The 22,804-nt window shown below is 61.6% G+C and carries 25 protein-coding genes and 1 riboswitch; of the genes, 16 read left to right on the top strand and 9 right to left on the bottom strand.

The window, feature by feature from the left end; genetic code table 11:
* Positions 1-16: 16 nt before the first annotated feature.
* Both ASG68_RS06400 and ASG68_RS06395 read left to right on the top strand, forming a co-directional pair.
* Positions 17-499, top strand: a complete 483-nt coding sequence (locus ASG68_RS06400; protein WP_062577709.1) for a TerB family tellurite resistance protein — start codon at positions 17-19, stop codon at positions 497-499.
* Positions 496-1,239, top strand: coding sequence for a glutamine amidotransferase (locus ASG68_RS06395; RefSeq protein WP_062577707.1), 744 nt, complete (start codon positions 496-498; stop codon positions 1,237-1,239). Before ASG68_RS06400 ends, ASG68_RS06395 begins: the two co-directional genes overlap by 4 nt.
* Positions 1,240-1,459: 220 nt before the next feature.
* Here the strand turns inward: ASG68_RS06395 and ASG68_RS06390 are convergent, their stop codons facing one another.
* Positions 1,460-2,701, bottom strand: a complete 1,242-nt coding sequence (locus ASG68_RS06390; RefSeq protein ID WP_062577705.1) for an MFS transporter — start codon at positions 2,699-2,701, stop codon at positions 1,460-1,462.
* Positions 2,702-2,836: 135 nt separating this feature from the next.
* On the opposite strand from ASG68_RS06390, the gene ASG68_RS06385 reads away from it, so the two are divergent.
* Positions 2,837-3,130: a YggT family protein gene (locus tag ASG68_RS06385; protein WP_112408811.1), complete on the top strand. Its 294-nt coding sequence runs from the start codon at positions 2,837-2,839 to the stop codon at positions 3,128-3,130.
* A 106-nt stretch (positions 3,131-3,236) separates the two neighbouring features.
* Here ASG68_RS06385 and ppa read toward each other — a convergent pair whose 3' ends face one another.
* A complete protein-coding gene (ppa, locus tag ASG68_RS06380) occupies positions 3,237-3,773 on the bottom strand; it encodes an inorganic diphosphatase (protein WP_062577703.1) in 537 nt (178 codons plus the stop codon).
* Between the two features lie 171 nt (positions 3,774-3,944).
* Between ppa and ASG68_RS06375 the strand changes: the two genes are divergently transcribed.
* Entirely contained in the window at positions 3,945-4,562 is a 618-nt protein-coding gene (locus tag ASG68_RS06375) for a hypothetical protein (protein ID WP_156373951.1), read from the top strand.
* Positions 4,563-4,708: 146 nt separating this feature from the next.
* Positions 4,709-5,320 (top strand): hypothetical protein, encoded by a 612-nt coding sequence (locus tag ASG68_RS06370; RefSeq protein WP_062577701.1) that lies wholly within the window; start codon positions 4,709-4,711, stop codon positions 5,318-5,320.
* A 9-nt stretch (positions 5,321-5,329) separates the two neighbouring features.
* Here ASG68_RS06370 and ASG68_RS06365 read toward each other — a convergent pair whose 3' ends face one another.
* The gene (locus ASG68_RS06365) at positions 5,330-5,836 is read right to left on the bottom strand and encodes a GNAT family N-acetyltransferase (protein ID WP_062577699.1); all 507 of its coding nucleotides are present in this window, start codon (positions 5,834-5,836) and stop codon (positions 5,330-5,332) included.
* A gap of 484 nt (positions 5,837-6,320) precedes the next feature.
* On the opposite strand from ASG68_RS06365, the gene ASG68_RS06360 reads away from it, so the two are divergent.
* Complete coding sequence (locus ASG68_RS06360; RefSeq protein WP_062609166.1) at positions 6,321-7,184, top strand: RNA polymerase factor sigma-32; 864 nt, start codon at positions 6,321-6,323, stop codon at positions 7,182-7,184.
* A gap of 572 nt (positions 7,185-7,756) precedes the next feature.
* Here ASG68_RS06360 and ASG68_RS06350 read toward each other — a convergent pair.
* The 4 genes from ASG68_RS06350 to thiB all read right to left on the bottom strand — a co-directional run bounded on the left by ASG68_RS06350 (position 7,757) and on the right by thiB (position 13,210).
* Positions 7,757-9,268 carry a M48 family metalloprotease gene (locus ASG68_RS06350; protein WP_062603959.1) on the bottom strand — a complete coding sequence of 504 codons (1,512 nt, stop codon included), beginning with the start codon at positions 9,266-9,268 and terminating at the stop codon, positions 7,757-7,759.
* Positions 9,269-9,544: 276 nt separating this feature from the next.
* On the bottom strand, positions 9,545-10,273 hold the full coding sequence (locus tag ASG68_RS06345) for an ATP-binding cassette domain-containing protein (RefSeq protein WP_062577691.1): 729 nt from the start codon (positions 10,271-10,273) through the stop codon (positions 9,545-9,547).
* Positions 10,263-11,903 (bottom strand): thiamine/thiamine pyrophosphate ABC transporter permease ThiP, encoded by a 1,641-nt coding sequence (gene thiP / locus ASG68_RS06340; RefSeq protein WP_082478567.1) that lies wholly within the window; start codon positions 11,901-11,903, stop codon positions 10,263-10,265. The genes ASG68_RS06345 and thiP overlap by 11 nt, the downstream gene beginning before the upstream one ends.
* 296 nt (positions 11,904-12,199) lie before the next feature.
* A complete protein-coding gene (gene thiB / locus ASG68_RS06335; protein ID WP_062609171.1) occupies positions 12,200-13,210 on the bottom strand; it encodes a thiamine ABC transporter substrate binding subunit in 1,011 nt (336 codons plus the stop codon).
* 39 nt (positions 13,211-13,249) lie between these two features.
* A riboswitch (TPP riboswitch) is annotated at positions 13,250-13,363 on the bottom strand.
* A 147-nt stretch (positions 13,364-13,510) separates the two neighbouring features.
* On the opposite strand from thiB, the gene ASG68_RS06330 reads away from it, so the two are divergent.
* Positions 13,511-13,768 (top strand): type II toxin-antitoxin system ParD family antitoxin, encoded by a 258-nt coding sequence (locus tag ASG68_RS06330; RefSeq protein WP_062577689.1) that lies wholly within the window; start codon positions 13,511-13,513, stop codon positions 13,766-13,768.
* The gene (locus ASG68_RS06325; RefSeq protein ID WP_082478565.1) at positions 13,761-14,051 is read left to right on the top strand and encodes a type II toxin-antitoxin system RelE/ParE family toxin; all 291 of its coding nucleotides are present in this window, start codon (positions 13,761-13,763) and stop codon (positions 14,049-14,051) included. Before ASG68_RS06330 ends, ASG68_RS06325 begins: the two co-directional genes overlap by 8 nt.
* A 42-nt stretch (positions 14,052-14,093) precedes the next feature.
* Here the strand turns inward: ASG68_RS06325 and ASG68_RS06320 are convergent, their stop codons facing one another.
* A complete protein-coding gene (locus tag ASG68_RS06320; protein WP_062577686.1) occupies positions 14,094-15,596 on the bottom strand; it encodes an MDR family MFS transporter in 1,503 nt (500 codons plus the stop codon).
* A 125-nt stretch (positions 15,597-15,721) separates the two neighbouring features.
* Here ASG68_RS06320 and ASG68_RS06315 point away from each other — a divergent pair, with 125 nt between their 5' ends.
* Both ASG68_RS06315 and ASG68_RS06310 read left to right on the top strand, forming a co-directional pair.
* Positions 15,722-16,267, top strand: a complete 546-nt coding sequence (locus ASG68_RS06315) for a MarR family winged helix-turn-helix transcriptional regulator (RefSeq protein ID WP_062577684.1) — start codon at positions 15,722-15,724, stop codon at positions 16,265-16,267.
* A 96-nt stretch (positions 16,268-16,363) separates the two neighbouring features.
* A complete protein-coding gene (locus ASG68_RS06310) occupies positions 16,364-17,026 on the top strand; it encodes a class I SAM-dependent methyltransferase (protein WP_062577682.1) in 663 nt (220 codons plus the stop codon).
* Here the strand turns inward: ASG68_RS06310 and ASG68_RS06305 are convergent.
* Positions 17,013-17,642 (bottom strand): hypothetical protein, encoded by a 630-nt coding sequence (locus ASG68_RS06305; RefSeq protein WP_062577680.1) that lies wholly within the window; start codon positions 17,640-17,642, stop codon positions 17,013-17,015. The two genes, ASG68_RS06310 and ASG68_RS06305, sit on opposite strands and share 14 nt — an antisense overlap.
* Positions 17,643-17,945: 303 nt before the next feature.
* Between ASG68_RS06305 and sdhC the strand changes: the two genes are divergently transcribed.
* The 6 genes from sdhC to ASG68_RS06275 all read left to right on the top strand — a co-directional run bounded on the left by sdhC (position 17,946) and on the right by ASG68_RS06275 (position 22,781).
* Positions 17,946-18,338 carry a succinate dehydrogenase, cytochrome b556 subunit gene (gene sdhC, locus ASG68_RS06300; protein WP_062577678.1) on the top strand — a complete coding sequence of 131 codons (393 nt, stop codon included), beginning with the start codon at positions 17,946-17,948 and terminating at the stop codon, positions 18,336-18,338.
* A 14-nt stretch (positions 18,339-18,352) separates the two neighbouring features.
* Positions 18,353-18,733 carry a succinate dehydrogenase, hydrophobic membrane anchor protein gene (gene sdhD / locus ASG68_RS06295; protein WP_062577676.1) on the top strand — a complete coding sequence of 127 codons (381 nt, stop codon included), beginning with the start codon at positions 18,353-18,355 and terminating at the stop codon, positions 18,731-18,733.
* 6 nt (positions 18,734-18,739) lie between these two features.
* Entirely contained in the window at positions 18,740-20,584 is a 1,845-nt protein-coding gene (gene sdhA, locus ASG68_RS06290) for a succinate dehydrogenase flavoprotein subunit (RefSeq protein WP_062577674.1), read from the top strand.
* A 2-nt stretch (positions 20,585-20,586) separates the two neighbouring features.
* Positions 20,587-21,051 (top strand): hypothetical protein, encoded by a 465-nt coding sequence (locus tag ASG68_RS06285; protein ID WP_062577756.1) that lies wholly within the window; start codon positions 20,587-20,589, stop codon positions 21,049-21,051.
* Positions 21,044-21,823, top strand: coding sequence for a succinate dehydrogenase iron-sulfur subunit (locus ASG68_RS06280; RefSeq protein WP_062577672.1), 780 nt, complete (start codon positions 21,044-21,046; stop codon positions 21,821-21,823). Before ASG68_RS06285 ends, ASG68_RS06280 begins: the two co-directional genes overlap by 8 nt.
* A gap of 412 nt (positions 21,824-22,235) precedes the next feature.
* Complete coding sequence (locus tag ASG68_RS06275) at positions 22,236-22,781, top strand: protease inhibitor Inh/omp19 family protein (protein ID WP_062577670.1); 546 nt, start codon at positions 22,236-22,238, stop codon at positions 22,779-22,781.
* Positions 22,782-22,804: the final 23 nt, after the last annotated feature.

Genomic DNA, 22,804 nt, shown 5'->3' with positions numbered 1-22,804 from the left:
ATTTTAACGGACCCACATGTTTGAACGATTTCGCAGTTTTCTCGACAGCCTCACCGGCCATGGACCTCACATCGAGCCGGGTGATCCGCGCATCGCCATCGCGGCGCTCTGCATCCAGGTGATGGAGGCCGATGGCGAGGTCCACGAGAAGGAGCGAAAGAAGATTCGCTCGATGGTCAAGGAGCATTACCAGCTCGACGACGCCTCGCTCGACGCGCTGATTGTTGCCGGCGAGGCAGCCGAAAGCCAGGCGATCGACTATTTCCGCTTCACCTCCGACATCAAGCGGCATTTTTCCGAGGAGCAGCGGATAGACCTGATCGGCATGCTGTGGGAGATTGTCTATGCCGATGGCAAGCGCAGTGAAATGGAGGATCACGTCATCTGGCGCATCGCCGACCTTCTGGGCGTTTCCGGAAGGGACAGGATCATCAAGCGGCAGGAGGTAGCCGCGAAGCTGGACGTCGTGGAGGAGACGACCGCCGAACAGGAACAGTGACATGCTCTTCGACGACCGCATGTACCCGCAAGAGCGGTAATCCCGTCCTGATCGTCCTGCATCAGGAGCGTTCCAGCCCCGGCCGGGTCGGCCAGCTTCTGCTGGAAAAGGGGCTGAGCCTCGATATCCGCCGCCCGGTGCTGGGCGATCCCCTGCCGAAAGCATTGGAAAACCATGCCGGCGCAGTCGTCTTCGGCGGGCCGATGAGCGCCAATGACGACGAGGAGTATGTTCGCCGCGAGATCGACTGGCTGTCCGTGCCGCTCTCCGAAAACAAGCCGTTTCTCGGCATCTGTCTCGGCGCGCAAATGCTGGTGCGCCATCTCGGCGGCATCGTCGCCCCGCATCGTGACGGCATGACCGAGATCGGCTGGTATCCGCTGCACACGACCGAGAAAGGCCGCGCGCTGATGGAATGGCCCTCGATGGTCTACCAGTTTCATCGCGAGGGTTTCGACCTGCCAAAGGGCGCCGAACTGCTCGCCTCCGGCAGCACCTATCCCAACCAGGCTTTCCGCTATGGCGAAAACGCTTGGGGCATCCAGTTTCACGGCGAACTGACGCGAGTGATGATGCACCGCTGGGTCGTCCACGGCGCCCACCGCTTCGACCTCCCCGGCGCCCAGATCGGCCGCGCCCATCTGGAAGGCCGCATGGACTACGACGCGCCGCTGCGCGCCTGGATGGATCGTTTCCTGACGCACATCTTCCAGCGGCAGGGTGAGAAGGTGATTGCCTGAAGAGGAGCAACGGGACTTTTGAGGTCGGAGAAACTTACCCCCCTCTGTCACTCCGTGACATCTCCCCCACAAGGGGGGAGATCACAACAACGGGCATTGCCTCCCTTACGTAATAATGTGGCCTTAAAGGCTCGCGCCTCATCTCCACCCTTGAGGGGAAGATGTCGGCGTAGCCGACAGAGAGGGTGACATCCCCGACCTCAAACGTCTCGGTATTCCCTCAGTTACCCCGCTCCGGCGCATCCAGCGAATCGATCTTGCGCAACTGCGGGAAGCCGAGCGCCCAGATGACTGCAACGGCGAGCGTGCCGACACCGCCGATGACGACGGCCGGGACGGCGCCGATGACATGCGCCATCGTGCCGGCGCGGAATTCGCCGAGTTCGTTGGAAGCGCCGACGAACACCATGTTGACAGCATTGACGCGACCGCGAACGGCGTCCGGCGTCCACAGCGCGATCAGCGTTTCGCGCACATAGACCGAGATCATGTCCGAACCGCCCATCAGCATCAGCGCGGCGATCGAAAGCCAGGCGACGTGCGAGAGTCCGAAAATCACAGTGCCGATGCCGAACAGGGCAACACCGATAAACATCAGGATGCCGGCATTGTGACGGATCGGATAGGCGGCAAGGGTGATCGCCACGACAATGGCGCCGATGCCCGGTGCGGCGCGCAACAGGCCGAGACCGAGCGGGCCGAGAACCAGGATTTCACTGGCGAAGACCGGCATCAGCGCGACGGCACCACCGAGCAAAACGGCAAAGAGATCGAGCGAGATGGCGCCCAGCACCACCTTTTCCGATCGGATGAACCGGAATCCCGCCAGAACCGAAGTCCAGTCGCGCGGCTCGCTGAGGCTGTGCTGCGCCGGCTTTTCGATCAGTGCAACAAGCAGGGACGCAAGCACGAGGAAACCCAGCGCCACGGAATAGGCGACGACTGCGCCCAGCCCATAAAGCAGGCCGCCGGCGACAGGGCCGAGGATAGCCGCCGTCTGCCAGGACGAGGAATTCCAGGCAATCGCATTCGACAGATCCTGCGCCGGCACGAGATTGGGCGCCAGCGACTGTACCGCCGGCGCCATGAAGGCGCGCTCGATGCCGAAGACGATGAGAATGGCGAAGACCGGCCAGGGCGAAAATGCATCGGCGACGGTCAGCCCCAGCAGGGCCGCAGCGCAGAGCGCGCTGATCACCATGCAGATGGCCATGATCATGCGTCGCGAATGCCGGTCGGCGACAGAACCGGTGATCAGGATCAGCACCAGCGACGGCAGGAACTGGAACAGGCCGATCAGGCCGAGATAGAGCGTGTTCTGTGTCTGCTCGTACATCTGCCAGCCGACGGAGACACTGATGATCTGGATGGCGAAGGATGCGAGGAAGCGCGAGAAGAAGAAGCGTGCGTAGGACACATGCCGGAAGGCTGCGAACCGGTCGGCACTCTGGATGACGGACATGCTGCGATCTTTCCAATAGGCTGACACTGCGTCAGGCCTGCCGTATTAAACATGTTTCGGCGCTGCGCAAAGCTTGGTCTTGCCGGTGAACGCGTCAATGTCTACATGTCTGTCAACAACGAATTGGAGCCCGGCATGCTTGCTGTCATTCAGACCCTGAACTTCATCATCAACATTGCGTGGTTTCTGATCATTGCTTCGGCGATCTTCTCCTGGCTCTACGCGTTCAACGTCATCAACGTGAACAACCAGGCAATCAACATGATCGGCCGCTCGCTCTACCAGCTGACCGAGCCGCTCTACCGTCCGATCCGCCGCCTGCTGCCGGATATGGGCGGCGTCGACCTGTCGCCGCTGGTCGTGCTCGTGATCCTCTATTTCTTCTGGTACCTGCTCAACACGACGATCGCGACAGCGCTGCTGAGCTGATCGTACGCTCGTCAGGGCCTTTGAACTTCCAATAAAAAACCTCCGGATCATCGAGATCCGGAGGTTTTTTATTAGACAATGCACCGGCCTTGCGGCCGGAGCGGAATTACTTCTTCTCTGCCTTGGCGCGCTCGATCGCTTCGACGATCAGCTGCTGGGCAACGGTGGAATCCTTCCAGCCGTAGATCTTCACCCACTTGCCGGGCTCCAGATCCTTGTAGTGCTCGAAGAAATGCTCGATCTGCTGCAGGGTGATTTCCGGCAGGTCGGTATATTCCTTGACCTTGTCGTAACGCTTGGTCAGATGATAGTTCGGAACGGCGACGATCTTCTCGTCCTTGCCCGAATTGTCTTCCATCATCATCACGCCGATCGGGCGCACATTGATGACGCAGCCCGGAACCAGCGGACGGGTCGAGGCGATCAGAACGTCGATCGGGTCGCCATCTTCCGACAGCGTGTGCGGCACGAAGCCGTAATTGCCCGGATAGGTCATCGGCGTGTAGAGGAAGCGGTCGACAACCAGCGTGCCGGCTTCCTTGTCCATCTCGTACTTGATCGGATGACCGCCAACCGGAACCTCGACGATGACGTTGATATCTTCCGGCGGATTCTTGCCGGTGGAAATTGCATCAATACGCATAAATCCCCCCAAGGGCTAATGTTTGGCTGGCGTTCCCGATATCGGGAAACATAACGCGATGCAACATGACTTTCGTTGCGAGCCTAAAAATGGGATCGTTCGGCGAATAAGAGGTTACCGCGATGCGTTATCCGGTGATCGATAACGAGCCGCCCGACTGAGGAAACCGGCATGCGCACATCCTTCGCCGTGATCGCACCGCTGCTGTTCGTGTCTACCGCGCTGCCCGCCGCCGCCAATGACAGTACCTATACCGATTTCGACACGAAGCACTGCAAATCGCTATTGACTACAGAAGAGCAGGAAGGCGGCAGTGCCATGCTGCTCTGCAAGGGGCTGAAGGGCTATCCGGTCACCTTGAAGGAAGGCGACCTTCGCCAAAGCTTTTCATATGGCAAGATCAGCAAGGCCTATACCGACAACACGTTCGAAAGTTTCGAGCCATTCAATCACACGGGAAACAAGATCGAGTGGCGTATCGACAAGAATGGCGTGCCTGTTGCGACGATCCTGCGCTGGTTCCTCGAAAACCTGGACCCCGAAACCTATGTTCCGACGCCAGCCCGCCGGGGTGAGGTTCTGGTGATCTCGAAGGTGGCGCAAGAAAATGACGGCACGAGTTGCGTTGCCGGCTATGTCGATGCGCTCGCCAATCCGGAGCCGAACGTCATCGCGCGGCGGGTGGCCGACGAGATCGCACCGGTTTTCAAATGCGGGGTCGATGAAGCCGTCTTCCACGGCACACGCGGCGACAAGGCGGCAGAACCCACCCATGTCTTTCCGGAATGAGCGATGGTTTCGGATGCGACAGGACTTTCGGCGAAGGCCTGAAAATGGGATGTTTCAGGGAAACAAGCGGTTACCGTCATGGTCACCTGGTGACTTGCAGTCGTCCTGGTGACCATGACAAGACATTCTGACTGAGGAAACCCCGCATGCCCAAACGCTTCGTCCTGATCGCCTCGCTGCTGCTGGCAGCAACGGCCCTGCCCGCGACGGCCAACGACAGCACCTATACCGATCTCGATACCGATCACTGCAAGACGATCGGTCCGGAGGACGAGGAAGGCGGCGGCATTACCCTGTTGTGCAAGGGCCTCAAGGACTATCCGGTCACCTTCAAGGAAGGCGACCTGCGCCAGAGCGTGTTCTTCGGCAAGCTCGGCAAGGCCTATACAGAGGGCGCTTTCGAAACATTCGGGCCGTTCAACCATGCCGGCCGGAAGATCGAATGGCGGGTGGATGACAAGGGCGTGCCGGTCTCGGCGATCCTGCGCTGGTTCATCGAGAATGCCGATCCCGACACGGGCATGCCGAGCGAAGCGCTCCGGGGCCAGGTTCTCGTCGTTTCCAAGGTCGCGCAAGCAGACGGCATCGGCTGCATCGCCGGTTATGTCGATGCGCTCTCCAATCCCGAGACGAACGTGCTGGCACGGCAGGTGGCGGACGAGATTGCGCCGGGCTTCAAATGTGCGGTGGATGAGGCTCTCTTCCACGGAAAGCGCGGTGACAGGACCAGCGACCCCATGCGCAACTTCCCGCAGTAGGGCGGGAACTCAGTCCCAGATATAGCCGATCTTCTTCAGGTTCTTCTCGCCGAAATCTTCCATGCCCTCGCACATGTCGCGGCCGCCGGCCATGCGGAAGAACCGGTCGGCATGGTGGCTGTCTTCCAGGCACCAGACGACGAGGCCTTGGCAGCCCAGCGATTTCAGCAGGCTCTTGGCTTCGCCGAACAGGATGCGGCCGAGACCGATGCCCTGATATTCCGGACGCAGGTAGAGTTCATAGACTTCGCCTTCCTGCGGCAAAGCGCGGGCACGGTTAAGGCCGAGCGTGGCATAACCGGCGATGACACCGGCAACCTCGATGACGAGCAGGGTCGATGGTCCGCGCGTCGCCTTGCGCCACCAGTTGAAGTCACGCCGGTTGACCATCTGGGTCAGGGGCTTGTGCGGAATGAGGCCGCTATAGGCCTGCAGCCAGGAGACGCGGTGCACGTCCGAGATGGAGGCAGCATCTCTCGGCTCGCCGGGCCGCACCTCGATGGATAATGTTTTCATAGCGCAACTCTAGACCGATGCCGTGCAAACAGTAATCCCGGCGCAACCTCAAGTCCTTGCGAACTCACAGGCTACATATGGGGACAACAGTCAAAAGTTAACGCTTTTTTAACTTTTCGGGCAAGCGACAAAAAGTGCGCCGCACAACAAATGCGGCGCAACCCTCGGCAATCACAGCGAAATCCCGGCGAATCATCTTCGCACGCCCCGCATGACATTGATTTTCCGACATTTTTAGTGATTCGCGCCGCAGGCGCAAAAAAACGTGCCGTCCTCACAAAATATGAGGGCAGCATGGAACTTTTCTCATTGTCACGCGTTTGAACACGTCTGCTCCCATCGCAACGATCTGCGGGTCGGGATCAGCTCCTCATCAGGAAGTAGGGCGTTCCGCGTGCTGGTCAACCTTCAGAGACGGAATTCCCGAAAACAGGATCGACTTATCGTTCAGCGGCACACTCTCGTGCCCGTCATGGAGTAGCCGATGAAGAACCTCTCAGCAGACAGACGCATGATCAAGATCGCCATGGCGGCCCCCTATCTCGAAAGACATGAGGAGCATGCGCTGGCGCTGGCCTGGAAAGATCATCACGATCAGGACGCCCGCAACAAGATCGCCATGGCCCATATGCGTCTGGTGATCTCAATGGCCTCGAAATTCCACAATTTCGGCCTGCCGATGAGCGATCTGGTCCAGGAGGGTCATATCGGTCTGCTGGAGGCGGCTGCCCGGTTCGAGCCGAGCCGCGAGGTCCGCTTTTCCACCTATGCCAGCTGGTGGATTCGCGCCTCCATGCAGGATTACGTGCTGCGCAACTGGTCGATCGTGCGCGGCGGCACCTCCTCGGCGCAGAAGGCGCTGTTCTTCAACCTGCGCCGTCTGCGCGCCAAACTCGCCCAGGGCGACCGCCAGCTCACCGCACGCGCCGTGCATGAGGAAATCGCCACTGCACTCGGCGTCAGCCTCGCCGATGTCCAGACGATGGATGCGCGTCTCTCCAGCAGCGACGCCTCGCTGCAGGCTCCGATTTCATCCGGCGATTCCGACAGCGGCGAACGCCTCGACCTCTTGGCCTGCGACGCCCCTCTGCCCGACGAGCAGGTCTGCGACATGATCGACGGCGAACGACGCCGCGTCTGGCTGAGCCACGCGCTCTGCCAGCTGAACGAGCGCGAAATGAAGATCATCAGCGCCCGCCGCCTCTCGGAAGACAGTGCGACGCTCGAGGAACTCGGCGCCGATCTCGGCATTTCCAAGGAACGCGTCCGCCAGATCGAAACCCGGGCGCTGGAAAAGCTCCGGATCGCACTGGTGGCGGAAGCGCCCGTGCTGGCGATGGCGGGCTGAGGGCTTATATATGCCGAATAAAGGCGCGGCAATGTCGGGCCGAGTCGGCTGAGGCATTGGGCGATTACCATCCCCTCCCTCATTCCTGTGCTCGTCACAGGAATCCAGCCAGCTCAAGTCCTTGAGCTGAAAGAGTCTCTTGACCCGACGGACGTCGGGTCGCCGGATGCCCGCCACAAGGGCGAGCATGATGGAGAGTGGGGTGCGGCTTTCGTCAAACAACCAGCTTCTGTGCCTGTCATCAGTCTGCATCGGCAATGCCAGGCTCTATGTTGCCAGTCGACCGCGTGGGGCGAAGCGATGACCACGATAATCATCAAGGATTTGCCGGACGCCACCTATCGAGCGCTGGAAAAGCAAGCTGCCTGACATGGCCGCAGCCTCGAAGCAGAAATTCATCACATCATCGAAAATGCAATACACTCGCCGAAAGATATCCGTCTGGGTTCCGAACTTGCTGCGATCGGTCGGCAGGTTGGCGGTGTCGAACTCGACTTAGCACGGGACAAAACGCCAGCTGGGACCGTGGATTTTCAATAGCCTCTCACGACGCCAACACACCGCGAGCAGTCTCACTCCGAAATGATCTTCACCTTGTCGCCCGGCTTCACCGTCGAGGTGAGCTGCAGCGCGTTGATCATACGGAAGAGGTCGAGCTTGCGGTCGGTGCCCATCATTCGCGCCGACAGGGTGGCCATCGTGTCGCCGGGCTTGGCGGTGATGACGCGGATGCGCAGCGGCTTGAGGGCGGCGGCTTCTTGCGGGGTCATGCGGCGGAAGGATGCGCGCAGAACATCGGCGGTCGGCTCGAGGCTCGGTGTACCCTTCGGCACGGCGGTCAGGAAACGGTAGATTTGCGTGTCGATGCGGATCACCGTCACGTCGAAATCCCAGCGCTCGGCGGTCGCGCGCGCGGTGGCAGCCTCAAGGCCGTTGACGGTGATGGCATGGATCGTGTCCGGCTGCAGGCCGGTCACCCAGCCGCTGCCGATATAATCGGTCAGGCTGCGCTTCTGCGTGTCGGCGACGCCATCGAAGCGGATCGCCACTTCGCCGGGACCGGTGGCCAGCACCGCTTCCGCCTTGTTGTCGATCTGGAAACCCGAGGGCACATCGAAACGGATGCCCAGCTTGCCATGCAGGAAGGTCTGGCCACGGACGTAACCCTCCTGCGGGCTATCGCCATAGAGCAGGCCGTCGATCCCGGCGAGATAATAGTCTCGACCACGATCCCCCACGGTTCCCTCCGCACCGAAGGCACGGGCATGACGGCGGGCGAGATCGACGCGTTGCGGCGCGCTCGGATGGCTCGACAGGAAGTCCAGGCTCTGGTCGCTGTCGGGATCGACCGAGGAGAAGCGGGCATAGGCCGCCATCGAATCGAGGAAGCGCGCCGCCGCATAGGGATCATAGCCCGCCTCGCCCAGCATACGCACGCCGATCACGTCGGCCTGCAGCTCCTGGTTTCGCGAGAAGGCCGCGAGGCGCAGCTTGCCACGCGCCAAGGCCTGCTTGCCGGCGAGATCGCTGGACAGGACTTCCGAGACGACGCGGCTGGCGATGACTTCCGCCTCCTCGCGCTGCTGCCGCTCGATGCCGTGATTGGCGGTGACGTGGGCCATTTCGTGGCTGAGCACGGCGGCCACTTCCGAAGCGTCGTCGGCCAAAGCCAGCAGCCCGCGCGTCACATAGAGATAACCGCCCGGCAGCGCGAAGGCGTTGATCGCCGGCGAATTGAGAATGGTGATTCGATAGGACTGGTTCGGATTCTCCGAAACCGCCGTCAGCGCGCCGGTGATGCGGGCCACCAGCCGCTCGGTCTTTGCATCCTGATATTCGCCGCCATAGCTGGCAACGATGCGCGGATGCTCGCGCGCGCCGACCTGGGCGCGCGGATCGTTCTTCTGCACTTCCTCGACGATCTGCGGATTGGACGACGGCGAGACGCTGGGCTCGTAGCTCTGCTCGATCGCCGTCTGGCAGCCGGAAAGCAACAGCGTACCCAACAGCGCCACGACCGTATGCACGCGCAGGCCGGAGCGCTTCTCCGCAGATTGCCTATCCGTGCCCGTCCCTCTCGTCATGCCTCAGCTCGTCTCCAGTCTTGATGCCAACGCCACGAATTTTCAGGCTAACACCACGCGAAAATTCATGTTTTTACAGCCACGTACATAGGCCAGGCGACCGTTTCAGCAATGCCTGCTGTAGCCTATTCGCGCCTTACGTGCCTAGCTGATATTCAGAAATAAATGCCCCGTTGTATCCCGGCAACGTATACGCGAACATGACGCCACCAGGCACATCAACGCCCCTCGCATGGGCCGGCGTTCAAATTGTGGCAAAAGCATCGCCTGCGATGCTCACCGGCCGAGAAAACGCTCGACAGCGGGAATATCGCGATGGGTGAGGAAGTTTTCGGTCGGCTCGTGCAACAGGATGCGGCCCTCGTCGAGGAAAAGGACACTGTCGGCGAGCGCACGGACATCGTCGGGATGGTGCGTGATGATCAGCATCGTGTTGCCTTCCTGACGATGCAGGTCGAGCAGTAGGCTGCTCATGCCGGCGCGCAGGCCCGGATCGAGCGCCGCGAAGGGTTCGTCGAGCAGCAGGATCGGCTTCTTGCGCACGAGAGCGCGCGCCAGCGCCACACGCTGGCGTTCGCCGCCCGACAGCGTCGGCGGCATGCGTTTGGCGAAACCATCGAGCCCGACCCGGCCCAGCGCGGCCGCGATGCGCGCCCGTTCCTTGACGCCGAGCTTCAACGCCGGATCGATGCCGAGCCCGATATTGGTGGCGACATCCAGATGCGAAAACAGATTATGCTCCTGGAAGATCACCGAAACCGGCCGCTCGGCGGGATCGCGACCGGCGGCATCCTCGCCGAGAATCTCCACCCGCCCGGCATCCGGGTTCTCGAAACCGGCAATGACATTCAGCAGCGTCGACTTGCCGGAACCGGATGCCCCTGTGATCGCGATGATCTGCCCCTTCGGCAGGGCGCAATCGAACCGCAGCTCCGTCCTGTCGAACCGGACCAGCACATTGCGCAGGCGGACAGCGATCTCCGTTCGATCGGTTTCAGTCGGCATCCGGTTTCCTTTTATCGTCTTTGGCCGCCGCCGGTGTGCCGGCGATCGTCAGGATCAGGCAGATCAGCCCGAGAAACAGCGCCAGTCCGGCCGCATCGGTGGAGCGATAACTGCCCATGCGGCTGTAAAGCAGCCAGGGCAAAGTCACCATGTCCTGCGAGCCGAACAGGGCGACGGCGCCGAGATCGCCGAGCGACAGGGCGCAGGCAAAGGATAGCGCCATCAGGAACGGCTTGCGTAGTCCGGGCCAGTCGATGAAACGCAGCCGGTTCCAGCCGCCGAGGCCGAGGCTGGCCGAAAGCCGGCTTGTCCGGGCCGAATGCGTTGAGATCGCCGGTTCCAGCACCCGGTGGACGAAGGGCATGGCCATCAGCATGTTGATGAGGATGACGAGAAGCGGCGCGAACAGCGCGACGTCTCCAAAGGGTCTGAGCAGCAGGAACCAGCCGGCGCCCAGCACGACCGGCGGCACCAGCAGGATCAGCGAGGTGCTGGCCGAAATGCCGGCGGCAAAACCGCGCGGCAGCCCTGCCGGATGCCGCGACGACAGCGCGGTCTGCCGCGCCCGGATCATCACCGCTGTTGCGAGGACACAGAACAGGCCCGAAACCACGGCGATGACGAGACTGGTCAGGAAGGCCCGGTGCACCAGCGGATCCGTCACCAGCCGCACCAGATTTGAGCGCAAGCCTGAGGAAACGACGGACGCGAGCGGCAGCACCAGAAACACAACGGCAAGCGCAATGACCAACCCGTCGCCGGTCTTGCTGAAACCCCGCCTCCCGTCGAAGCGGCGCACCAGGCGTCCGCTGCCATGGCCCTCATCGACGGTCGGCGTCAGCAGCCGGATGGCGACCAGCAGCGCCGCCGTCACCGTGATCTGCAGCATGGAAAGCGCAATGGCCCGCGGCGGGTCGAAATCGAAACGCAGCGCCTGATAGATCGCCACCTCGATCGTGCTCGCCGCCGGTCCGCCCCCGAGCGTCAGCACCAGGGTGAAACTTGTTGCGCAGAGCATGAAGATCAGCCCGGCAATGCCCGGCAGCAATCCGCGGATCGCCGGCCATTCGATGAAGCGGAAGATCGATAGTGGCCGCATGCCGAGATTGGCGCCGACCAGCCAGTATTCGCCGGGAATGCGCTCCAGCCCACCCAGCATCAGCCGCGCCGACAGCGGCATGTTGAAGAAGACATGGGCGATCAGGATGCCGGACAGGCCGTAAATGCTGACCGGCTGCCCGAGCCCCAGCCAGGCCAATCCGGAGTTCAGCACACCCTGCCGCCCCCAGATCCCGATCAACCCAAGCGCCGCCACCAGCGCCGGCAGCCCAAGTGGCAACGCCATCAGCCGCAACACCCAGACCCGGCCGGGAAAGGCCGTCTGCCGCGCCAGCGCGCGCGCCACCGGAATGGCAAACAGGATGGAGAGCCCAGTCGATAGGCATGCCTGCAGCAGCGTGAACCGTGCAACACGCCAGACATAGGCATCGAAGGTGGCGCCTTCATTCACCGTGCCGGGCTCATCGAAGGCCAGCAGCGCCCCCGCCGCGAGAACGACAAACAGCACGATGCCGCTCAGGCAAAGGCTGCCGGCGGCAAGCGTCAAACGTCTTTCGATACGACCGATCATGCTGTCCTTACCGCCTCATTCCACGCCCGGTCCCTCAAGCTGGTGGCAGCCTTGAATATGGTTCCTGGGCGAGGTGGCATCCACAATCTCCGTCATCCTCGCCCTTGTGGCGGGGATCCAGTGGACCGACGTCCGTCGGGCCGAAGGACTCTTTCAGCCCAAGGACTTGGGCTGGCTGGATTCCTGTGACAAGCACAGGAATGACGGAAACCCTGGATTCCGTCGAGTTCCCGGCCATTCCTCCATATCGCATCGACTTGGTCGCTCCCGGATGGGGAGAAGTGCGTAAAAGCCTATCAATTCACACTCATCGCAGCCAGCCACTCGTCGATCCAGGCCTTGCGGTTGGCCGCAACCTCATCGGGCGACATCAAAAATGTCTTCTCCGGATTGACCAGCTTGCCGAAGGCGTCCGGCAGCGGCTCCTTGCCGGCGGCAACCGGCATCATCCAGTTGGTCGTCGGAATGATCGACTGGAACTCCGGGCCGGTAACGAAGGACAGGAAGCTCTTGGCAAGCGCCGGATCCTTGGCGGCCTTGGTCATGCCGGCCACTTCGATCTGGATATAATGCCCTTCCGAGAAGGCGGCCGCCTGATAGCGGTCGGTGCTTTCGGCAACCATGTGATAGGCCGGCGAGGTCGTGTAGGACAGCACCATCGGCGCCTCGCCCTTGGTGAACAGGCCGTACGCTTCCGACCAGCCGGGCGTCACCGTCAGCACGCGATCCTTGAGCTTGGCCCAGGCCGCACCCGCCTCGTCGCCATAGACGGACTTGACCCAGAGCAGCAGGCCGAGACCCGGCGTCGAGGTGCGCGGATCCTCGATGACGATCTTCTGGGCGGCATCACCCTCGACCAGTTCCTTCAGGCTCTTCGGCGGTTCCTTCAGGGTCTGCGTATCGTAGATGACGGCAAAATGGCCGTAGTCGTAGGGCACGAACGTATCGTCGCTGAAGCCGCCGGGCACCTTGACCGCCGAAAGATCGAGCCCATGCGGTGCAAAGAAACCGGTCGCCTTGGCTTCCGAAACCAGGTTGGTGTCGAGACCCAGGACCACATCTGCCTTGGAGGCGGCACCCTCAAGCTTCAGCCGCGTCAGCAGCTCGACGCCATCGGCAACGCTGACATAGTTCACCTTGCAGGCGCAGGTCTTTTCGAACGCCTCGGCCACCTTGGCGGCCGGCCCCCATTCGCTGGTGAAGCTCTCATAGGTATAGACCGTCAGCAACTTGTCTTCGGCACGGGCCGAAAACGAGATGAAAAAGGCAGCCAGTGCCGCCATGAATGGAATAATTGCCTTGCGCATCAGCGCCTCCTTCAAATCCAAAAAATGGGAATAGGGCGCTGAACCGTGCCGTCTAATCCCTCCGCCGGTACAAACCGGATCAGGTTCTTCGGGTTGGCATGAAGCCTCTCAGCCATTTATCCCGAAAGACAAAGGGCACCCCGTTAGAGCGGGATGAGATTTAGACGCGGGTGATATGCTTGGCAAGGGGCAACATGTCGCCGGCAACAAGAGCAACTTCAGCCGGCTTGTCAGGTCAACGGCCCTATTTGTTAAAATTATCAAAACCTGATAATCTTGGCTAAAACAAAGGAGCCAACTATGCCCTCCAGCTACAATATCGGTCCGCGCTACGAAGGTTTTGTGCGCGATCTCGTTGAAAGCGGGCGCTATGCCAGCGCCAGCGAAGTCATGCGCGATAGTCTCCGCCTGCTGGAACAGCGTGAAGAGGTCCGTGCCCTTGAATTGGAAATGCTCAAGCGGGAATATGCCGAGGGCAAGGCCAGCGGCGAACCTGAAAAGGTCGATCCCGTGGAATTCCTGGAGGAGCTGAAAGCGGAACGCGCCCGCCGTGCCTGACTACAAGCTATCGCCGCGTGCCAAGCGCCAAATGCGCGACATCTGGCGTCATATCGCCGCCGACAACGAGCCGGCGGCCGACAGGCTTTTCAATCGCCTCTTTGAAAAATTCCAGCTGGCTGCACAGCATCCGGAAATGGGTAGTGCCCGTCCCGAATTAGGTCCGACGATACGCATTCTCGTCGAAGGACGCTACATCGCAATCTACGAACCCACGAGCTACGGAATCGAAATCGTGGTTGTGATCCATGGAATGCGCGAGCCATCAAGCTGGCTCGACTGATCTTTGCTTACCATTGGACTTTGATAATCGGGGGGCCGCCCCTCACCCCGCCGCCTTCTGCGGCAGCCGAACCGCCTTCAAACTCACCGCCGCTACCAGCGCCACCAGCGCGATCCCCACCGCCGTCAGAAACAGCGGATGGAAGGCGGCCGTGTAGTTTTCGGCGACGAGTTGGCGGGTCGCTTCCGGCAGGGTAGAGAGCACCAATGGGGTCAGCTTTTCGATATCGGCGACGCCGGGGATCGGGGTTGCGCCGCGCACCAGACCGCTGGCGATGATGGCGCCGTAGATGGAGATGGCGATCGAGGCACCGCCCATGCGCGACAGGGTGATGGCGCCGGTGGCGGCACCGACGTCACCGCGGGAGGCGAGGTTCTGCACCGCGATAACAGGCACCTGCTGGCCGAAACCGACGCCGATGCCGTGCAGGCCCATGATGGCGCAGATCAGGAACAACGGCGTGCCGGGATGAACCTGGGAAAACAGCACCAAAGCCAGCATCATCAGACCGGCGCTGATGATCGAGAACGGCTTGTAGCGGCCGGTCATCGAGATCAGCCGGCCCGCCGTCAGCGAGCCGCAGACGATACCGCCGGTCAGCATGATGAACATCAGGCCGGCGACGGAGGGCGACAGGCCGGTCGTCGTCTGCAGGAACAGCGCGTAATAATTGACCATGCCGATGCCGATGGCGCCGCTGGCCAGCGAAATGACCAGCATCAGGCTGAAGGTGGAATTGGCAAACAGGCTGAGCGGCACGACCGGCTCCGGCGCGCGGCGCTCGACGGAAACCCAGGCCACGGCTGAGACGATCGCGATCGCCAGGACGACAAGGCTCCCCGTCGAGACCAGAGCACCGAACAATTCGGCGCTGTCGCCCAAGAGCACGATACAGGTGACGGTGGTGGCGAGCAGCAGCGCGCCGGCATAATCGATCTTCGGACGCCGGGTCGGGCGGCGATAGGGCAGGAAGACCATCAGGCCGGCAATAACGGCAATGCCGATCGGGATATTGATCAGGAAGATCGAGCGCCAGCCGAACAGGTCGCTCATCGTGCCGCCCAGCACCGGGCCGACGGCGCCGGATGCCATCAGCACCAGGCTGGAATAGCTCTGGTATTTCGCCCGCTCGCGCGGTTCGAACAGATCGGCATTGATGGAGAAGATCGACACCATGATGCCGCCGCCGCCCAACCCCTGCAGCACGCGGGCGGCGATCAGCGTGTTCATCGACACCGCGAGACCACAGGCGACCGAGCCGAGCGTAAAGATCGTGATCGCGGCGATCATCACATATTTGCGGCCGAACAGATCGCCCAGCTTGCCATAGACCGGCATGACCGCGCAGGTGGCGAGCAGATAGGCCGAGCCGATCCAGCCGAACCGCTCCATCTGCCCGAATTCGCCGACGATGGTCGGCAGGGCGGTGGCGACGATCTGGTGATCGAGCGTCGCCATGAACAGCGCTGTCATCAGGAAGAAGAAAAGCGTCAGGCGGAGCGCATGGCTCGAAACGAGCGGCGCAGGGGTCGCGTGCATATCCATCGGGGGAGGTATCCGGTTGCTTTGGGCAATTTATGTGCTGTTAGCATATAATTGTCAATCGCATATTTGTGATAACAGCAAATTGCCGCTTTCTGAATGGCCGAAGTCTTGCTATTGTCGCCCGCATGCAACACGCGACGGCATATATCGAACAAAACGAGGACCTGACCGAGAAGGAGGCGAACCGCGCCTCTATTGGCCGGTCCATGGGGCGCTGGCGGTTGATGGTCGGGCGGCGGGTTTTGGCGCGCCTGGCGATCGACAATGTCGCGCCGGGCCTGGAAATCACCCATCTCGATGTGCTCGACGCCGTCTGGCGCGCGCGCGGGGAGGGCGAGGTCACCGTCGGCACGATCGCCGAGATCATGCGGATCGATCCGTCCCGCGCCAGCCGCATCGTCGCCGACATGGTGACGCGCGGCGCGCTGAAGCGCGAAGCCTCACAGGCCGACGCCCGCCGCATCATCGTCGTCATGACCGAACTCGGCACCAGGCTGATAGGCGAGATCAAGGCGGTCAAGCGCGGCGTCATCGAAAGCATACTCGCCGATTGGCCGGAGGAGGATGTCGGAGCGTTCGCCCATCTGTTCGACCGCTTCGTCGGAGATTTCGAGGCGTTTTATCAAAACCGGGAAAATGCCGGGCAGAAGCCGGGGGTGGCCCATCCGTAATCGTCGTGCGGGACATCTGCCACTCCCCATTATCGGCACGTCGCTTTACGCCTTCACTCGCCGCCTTGTTTCCCCCGACGCCGACCGGAATTATTCTTGAAAACCGATCCCGAAACCTTCATCCGCGCCAATACAGACATCATGGTGCCGCCGCATGTGCCGGAGGTACGGCTGCATCTGGCCGGCGAGGCGCATGAGCTTTGGCTGAAGACGGAGGAGGAGCTGGAGGAGATCGGCCTGCCGCCGCCGTTCTGGGCTTTTGCCTGGGCAGGCGGGCAGGGGCTGGCGCGGCATGTGCTGGATCATCCGGAGCTTGTGGCCGGCAAGCGGGTGATCGATTTCGCCTCGGGCTCAGGGCTGGTGGCGATCGCGGCGATGAAGGCGGGGGCCGCATCGGTGCTGGCTGTCGATATCGATCCGTGGACGGCGACCGCCATCCGGCTCAATGCCGAACTGAACGGTGTTGATGTTGTTTCGTCGGCTAAGGATGTCATCGGCGGCGCGTGCGACGCGGATGTCTATCTGGCCGGCGATGTCTTCTACGACAGGGCATTTGCCGACAGGCTGATCCCGTGGTTCTCGGCGCTTGTCGATGAAGGGGCCGATGTCTTCGTCGGCGATCCCGGCCGCGCCTATTGCCCGCGCGACCGGCTGCAGATGCTGGCGACCTACCAGGTGCCCGTGACCCGGGCGCTGGAGGACAGCGAGGTCAAGAAGACCACGGTCTGGCGGTTCGGACCGGCTGTCAGCGGCGGATGACGCAGACGCCGGCTTCCCACGAGCAATCCCGTCCGGCAGTGGACGGGTTCACCCGGATGATCTTGGCGCGATGGCTGCGGTCGACACCATTGCCGTCATAAGGCTGATATCCATAGTCATAGCCATATTGGTCGGAATTGATGTAGGTGCCGTTGCCGGGATCGCGCCACGCCTCAAGCCCGCCGAGATAGGCACCGGCCATGCCGTCGCTCGGAAAATTGTCGTAGCGATAGGCCGGTTCCCAGTAGTTGCTGTTATCGACGCGGTATTCCCTCGGTACGATGCGGCGGTTCGGTCGGCGATCGGGCGAAAACCGGGTTTCGCCGTATCGATACTCACCACGATGATGATAGTCGGTGTGGCCGACCAGGCGATATTCGCCCTTCCGCTTGACGTGGCGGCGGTCGCGGCGATCATGATGATAGCGATGACCGGCGGTGACGCCCGAAAGCGTCTCGGTCCGGTCGCGATGTTGCTGGGCATGATGCTGCGGCCGCCGGTGATGGTTGCGGTCGCCGTGACGGTCGCGGGCCTCAACGAAACCCGTCAGGGAAACGATCATGGCCAGAGCCGCGATCGAGACTTTCGTCGCATTGAGCAAGGTGAATGCACGCATGTCGCGGACCCTCCGGATAACTCTTAACAAATCCTTAAGAGGCAATCTGGGCCAACGGGGTCAAAAAGTCACGGTTTTTGCCGATTTTTTCGATTTCTATCGTTAACGCGGCAGGGATTCCCCCGGTCGCGACGACACAGTTTCGTCTAATCGATTAAAATCATTTTGCACTGCAAACACACTTGTCGTTAATGAATATGGTGATTAAAGGTCGGCAGACTGAATTGTGCACAATCAGGTGCAATACCGGAGAAAAATGGTCCAGTTTTTGGGCATTCGACCGGTTTCTTCCGTGAGGTTCAGATGACGAATGTCACCAAAAACCGGCCGCTCTCGCCGCATCTTCAAGTTTACAAGCTGATCCCCACCATGGCCATGTCGATTGTGCACCGCATCACCGGCGGCGCGCTCTACTTCGGTACGATCCTGGTTGCCTGGTGGCTGATCGCCGCGGCCAGCGGTCCGGCCTATTATGATTGGGCGATGTGGGCCTTCGGCACGATCATCGGCCAACTTGTTCTGTTCGGCTATACCTGGGCGCTGGTCCACCACCTGTTTGGCGGCATCCGGCACTTCGTCTGGGATCTCGGCTACGGCTACGAGAAGCATTTCGCCACCAAGCTTGCCATTGCCAATCTGATCGGCTCGGTCGTCGTCACCGTGCTCATCTGGATTGTCGGCTACGTCATTCGCTGAGAGGACAGACTTCCATGGATATGCGCACGCCCCTCGGCAAGGTTCGCGGCCTCGGCTCGGCCAAGGAGGGCACCGATCATTTCTGGCGCCAGCGGCTGACCGCCGTTGCCAATGTGCCGCTGATCATCTTCTTCATTCTCTTCCTCGTGAAATATGCCGGCGCGCCCTATGCTGAGGTGGTCGCCGCCCTGTCGAACCCGTTCGTCGCCGTGATCATGGGTCTGGTGGTGATTTCCGGGATCATTCACATGAAGATCGGCATGCAGGTGATCATCGAGGATTATGTGCATGGGGAGGGGCTGAAGATCGTGACCCTCATGCTGAACACGTTTTTTGCGATCGCGGTTGGCGGGCTCTGTCTTTTCGCCATCCTGAAGATCGCGTTTGCAGGGTAATTCAAAATGGCACCCAATACATCGCCGAACATTAACGGCCACGCCTATGAATATGTGGATCACGCCTTCGACGTGATTGTCGTCGGTGCCGGCGGCGCCGGTCTTCGCGCCACGCTGGGCATGGCGGAGCAGGGGCTGAAGACGGCCTGCATCACCAAGGTCTTCCCGACGCGCTCGCACACCGTTGCCGCCCAGGGCGGCATTGCCGCCTCGCTGCAGAACATGACGCCGGACTCGTGGCAGTGGCACCTCTATGACACCGTCAAGGGCTCCGACTGGCTGGGCGACGTCGATGCCATGCAGTATCTCGCCATGGAAGCGCCGAAGGCGGTCTATGAGCTTGAGCATTACGGCGTTCCCTTCTCGCGCAATGCCGAAGGCAAGATCTACCAGCGGCCGTTCGGCGGCCACATGCAGAACTACGGCGCCGGCCCGCCGGTCCAGCGCACCTGCGCCGTTGCCGACCGTACCGGCCACGCCATCCTGCACACGCTCTATGGCCAGTCGCTGCGCCACAACGCCGAATTCTTCATCGAGTATTTCGCGCTCGACCTGATCATGTCGGATGACGGCAGCCGCTGCACCGGCGTCATTGCCTGGAACCTCGACGACGGCACGATCCATCGTTTTGCCGCCAAGATGGTGGTTCTGGCGACCGGCGGTTACGGTCGCGCCTATTTCTCGGCGACTTCGGCCCACACCTGCACCGGCGACGGCGGTGGCATGATTGCCCGCGCCGGCCTGCCGCTGCAGGACATGGAATTCGTCCAGTTCCACCCGACCGGCATCTACGGCTCCGGCTGTCTGATCACCGAAGGTGCGCGCGGCGAAGGCGGTTACCTCGTCAATTCCGAGGGCGAGCGCTTCATGGAGCGCTATGCCCCGTCAGCGAAGGACCTCGCTTCGCGCGACGTCGTCTCCCGCTGCATGACGCTGGAAATCCGCGAAGGCCGCGGCGTCGGCAAGAACAAGGACCATATCTACCTGCATCTGGATCACCTCGATCCCGCCGTCCTCCACGAGCGCCTGCCGGGCATTTCCGAAAGCGCCAAGATCTTCGCCGGCGTCGATGTGACCCGCGAGCCGATCCCGGTCCTGCCGACCGTGCATTACAACATGGGCGGTATCCCGACGAACTATTGGGGCGAGGTGCTCAACGCCGACAGCGCCAATCCGGAGCGGGTCATTCCGGGCCTGATGGCCGTCGGCGAAGCCGGCTGCGCCTCGGTGCACGGCGCCAACCGCCTCGGCTCCAATTCGCTGATCGACCTTGTGGTCTTCGGCCGCGCCGCCGCCATCCGTGCTGGCGAGGTCATCGACCGCGCCTCGGCGATCCCGGCGATCAACGAGAACGCCTGCGAAAAGATCATGACCCGCTTCGACAAGCTGCGCTACGCCAATGGCGGCACGCCGACGGCGGTGCTGCGCGAGAAGATGCAGCGCACCATGCAGGACGACGCCGCCGTGTTCCGGACACAGGAATCGCTGGAAAGCGGCTGCAAGCGCATGAGCGCCATCTGGTCGGACCTCAGCGATATCAAGGTCACCGACCGTTCGATGATCTGGAACTCGGACCTGGTCGAAACGCTGGAGCTGGAAAACCTGATGGCCAACGCCATCACCACGGTTTTCGGCGCCGAAGCCCGCAAGGAAAGCCGCGGCTCCCACGCCCGCGAGGATTTTGTCGACGGCCCGTTCTCCGGCCGCGACGACGTCAACTGGCGTAAGCACACCTTGTCCTGGGTCAGCGAGACCGGCGAAGTCAAGCTCGACTACCGCCCGGTTCACACCGAACTCCTGGCTGACGGCATCGATCCGCACAAGATCGAGCCGAAGGCGCGCGTATATTGATGATGGCGGCGGTGGGTGCGGGATATTCCGGCACGCCGCTTGTCAGGAAGCTCGGGTTCAAGCCCGGAATGACGGTAGCCTTCATCGCGCTACCGGACAGTCTGGCGGACCTTGCGGCTTCGGCCGATTTTGCCGTCTGCGACCGCTTTCCAAGCTGGGAGGCGCTGCGGGCGGCGAAGGAAACATATGATGCGATCCATGCTTTCACATCAGTGCGGGCGGAGATCGAGAACGAGCTTTCCGGCCTGCAGGACCGGATCACGCCGGATGGTATGATCTGGGTCTCATGGCCGAAGAAAGCTTCGAAGGTTAGGACGGATGTGACCGAGGATGTCGTACGCAACGCGGCCCTCGGTCTGGATCTGGTGGATGTGAAGGTCGCAGCGATCGACGTCATATGGTCGGGGCTGAAACTGGTCATCCGCAAGGATCGGCGCAAGGAAAGAACGGACAGGTCGTATGGTTGAACTCGCTCTCCCCAAGAATTCGCAGATGACCGAAGGCAAGGTCTGGCCGAAGCCGGCCGGGGCCACCAATACGCGCGAATTCCGCATCTATCGCTGGAGCCCGGACGACGGCAAGAACCCGTCGATCGACACGTTCTATGTCGATATCGACGATTGCGGGCCGATGGTGCTCGACGCGCTGCTCTACATCAAGAACAAGATCGACCCGACGCTGACGCTGCGCCGCTCCTGCCGCGAAGGCATCTGCGGCTCCTGCGCCATGAACATCGACGGCACCAACACGCTGGCCTGCACCAAGGGCATGGACGAGGTGAAGGGCACGGTGAAGATCTATCCGCTGCCGCATATGCCTGTTGTCAAGGACCTGGTGCCGGACCTCACCAATTTCTACGCCCAGCATCGCTCGATCGAACCCTGGCTCAAGACGGTTTCGCCGACCCCGGCCAAGGAATGGAAGCAGAGCCACGAGGACCGGCAGAAGCTCGACGGCCTCTACGAGTGCATTCTCTGCGCTTGCTGTTCCACCTCCTGCCCGAGCTACTGGTGGAATGGCGACCGTTATCTCGGTCCGGCCGTGCTGCTGCAGGCCTATCGTTGGCTGATCGACAGCCGCGACGAAGCCAAGGGCGAGCGCCTCGACAATCTCGAGGATCCCTTCCGGCTCTATCGCTGCCACACGATCATGAACTGCGCCCAGACCTGCCCGAAGGGCTTGAATCCGGCCAAGGCGATCGGCGAAATCAAGAAGATGATGGTGGAGCGCCGCGTCTAAAGCCGAGCCTTCCGGGTCGGTTTTGACGGATGTTTCGGTCTTTTCCTCTTCTCCCCAGCGGGGAGAAGGTGCCCGAAGGGCGGATGAGGGGGGCGAAGGCCACTTTTAATATGCCGCTCGCGCCGGCTTTGCCGTCGCCTCCTCATCGCCTCACTGTGTTCGGCACTTCTCCCCGCTGGGGCGAAGAGGGAGATCGTTGGGCTGCTGTCGTCCGATTACAACGGGTGAGGTTCGCTGTCGCTCACCAGCCGTCGGCAACCTCCCGGCGCAGAAACCCACCGTTTCAATCATGCCACAGTCTTAAAGAATCATTCCCATCTTGAATTTAAAGTTAGTTTTAAGCTAATTCCGCCTATATTCCCCTGAACAACGCCTTAGACGCCAATAGCAGAGACGATCGGGAGCTTTAGACATGCGGACAATACATGCGGTTGCGGGACTGGCCGTGGTGCTGGCAGTGGCTGGATGTCAGCGGACGTCCATGACTGATTTCGGCGGTAATTCCGTGCAGCCGGCGCCCTTGCAGGCCCAGCCGGTGGCGACGGTCCAGTCCAACCAGCTTCCTGCGCCGTCGGGCGATACCTCGCAGTTCCCGGCAGCGCCCGTCAGCGGCACGGCTGCCGTGGGCGGCGTGCAGACGCCGGGTACGACGGAAGTCGCGGCTGCGACGACGGGCCTCGATGTCACCAAGGAATCCATGGTCGGCAACTGGCGCGTTTCGAATGCCGGCAGTTCCTGCGACATGTTCCTGACGCTCACCAATTTGGGCAGTGGTTCGCGTGGCGGTACGCGCGGTTGCGCCGGTGAGTTGACGCAGATGGGTTCGTGGGAAGTAGCCGGCAAGCAGGTCGTTCTCAAGGACCGCAGCGGCAATCCGCTGGCCCGCCTGTACAAGAGCGCCGATTCGCGCTTCGACGGATCGACCAACGGCGGCCAGCCGGTCAGCCTCAGCCGCTAACGAACCAGCCCGGCATCTGAGCC

This window comes from Rhizobium sp. Leaf453 (assembly GCF_001425605.1).
In the GTDB taxonomy this organism is placed as follows: Bacteria; Pseudomonadota; Alphaproteobacteria; order Rhizobiales; family Rhizobiaceae; genus Pararhizobium.
This window is presented reverse-complemented; position numbering and strand designations above follow the sequence as displayed.

What these genes read in the sequence shown, in the direction of transcription:
- thiP (WP_082478567.1), bottom strand. Translation starts at nt 11,903, where the DNA reads ATGATCGGTCGTATCGAAAGACGTTTGACGCTTGCCGCCGGCAGCCTT.
- sdhA (WP_062577674.1), top strand. Translation starts at nt 18,740, where the DNA reads ATGGCACCCAATACATCGCCGAACATTAACGGCCACGCCTATGAATAT.
- ASG68_RS06365 (WP_062577699.1), bottom strand. Translation starts at nt 5,836, where the DNA reads ATGAAAACATTATCCATCGAGGTGCGGCCCGGCGAGCCGAGAGATGCT.
- ASG68_RS06360 (WP_062609166.1), top strand. Translation starts at nt 6,321, where the DNA reads ATGAAGAACCTCTCAGCAGACAGACGCATGATCAAGATCGCCATGGCG.
- ASG68_RS06330 (WP_062577689.1), top strand. Translation starts at nt 13,511, where the DNA reads ATGCCCTCCAGCTACAATATCGGTCCGCGCTACGAAGGTTTTGTGCGC.
- ASG68_RS06350 (WP_062603959.1), bottom strand. Translation starts at nt 9,268, where the DNA reads ATGACGAGAGGGACGGGCACGGATAGGCAATCTGCGGAGAAGCGCTCC.
- sdhC (WP_062577678.1), top strand. Translation starts at nt 17,946, where the DNA reads ATGACGAATGTCACCAAAAACCGGCCGCTCTCGCCGCATCTTCAAGTT.
- ASG68_RS06280 (WP_062577672.1), top strand. Translation starts at nt 21,044, where the DNA reads ATGGTTGAACTCGCTCTCCCCAAGAATTCGCAGATGACCGAAGGCAAG.
- ASG68_RS06275 (WP_062577670.1), top strand. Translation starts at nt 22,236, where the DNA reads ATGCGGACAATACATGCGGTTGCGGGACTGGCCGTGGTGCTGGCAGTG.
- ASG68_RS06305 (WP_062577680.1), bottom strand. Translation starts at nt 17,642, where the DNA reads ATGCGTGCATTCACCTTGCTCAATGCGACGAAAGTCTCGATCGCGGCT.
- ASG68_RS06375 (WP_156373951.1), top strand. Translation starts at nt 3,945, where the DNA reads ATGCGCACATCCTTCGCCGTGATCGCACCGCTGCTGTTCGTGTCTACC.
- ASG68_RS06390 (WP_062577705.1), bottom strand. Translation starts at nt 2,701, where the DNA reads ATGTCCGTCATCCAGAGTGCCGACCGGTTCGCAGCCTTCCGGCATGTG.
- ASG68_RS06400 (WP_062577709.1), top strand. Translation starts at nt 17, where the DNA reads ATGTTTGAACGATTTCGCAGTTTTCTCGACAGCCTCACCGGCCATGGA.
- thiB (WP_062609171.1), bottom strand. Translation starts at nt 13,210, where the DNA reads ATGCGCAAGGCAATTATTCCATTCATGGCGGCACTGGCTGCCTTTTTC.
- ppa (WP_062577703.1), bottom strand. Translation starts at nt 3,773, where the DNA reads ATGCGTATTGATGCAATTTCCACCGGCAAGAATCCGCCGGAAGATATC.
- ASG68_RS06345 (WP_062577691.1), bottom strand. Translation starts at nt 10,273, where the DNA reads ATGCCGACTGAAACCGATCGAACGGAGATCGCTGTCCGCCTGCGCAAT.
- ASG68_RS06320 (WP_062577686.1), bottom strand. Translation starts at nt 15,596, where the DNA reads ATGGATATGCACGCGACCCCTGCGCCGCTCGTTTCGAGCCATGCGCTC.
- ASG68_RS06370 (WP_062577701.1), top strand. Translation starts at nt 4,709, where the DNA reads ATGCCCAAACGCTTCGTCCTGATCGCCTCGCTGCTGCTGGCAGCAACG.
- ASG68_RS06385 (WP_112408811.1), top strand. Translation starts at nt 2,837, where the DNA reads ATGCTTGCTGTCATTCAGACCCTGAACTTCATCATCAACATTGCGTGG.
- ASG68_RS06285 (WP_062577756.1), top strand. Translation starts at nt 20,587, where the DNA reads ATGGCGGCGGTGGGTGCGGGATATTCCGGCACGCCGCTTGTCAGGAAG.
- sdhD (WP_062577676.1), top strand. Translation starts at nt 18,353, where the DNA reads ATGGATATGCGCACGCCCCTCGGCAAGGTTCGCGGCCTCGGCTCGGCC.
- ASG68_RS06315 (WP_062577684.1), top strand. Translation starts at nt 15,722, where the DNA reads ATGCAACACGCGACGGCATATATCGAACAAAACGAGGACCTGACCGAG.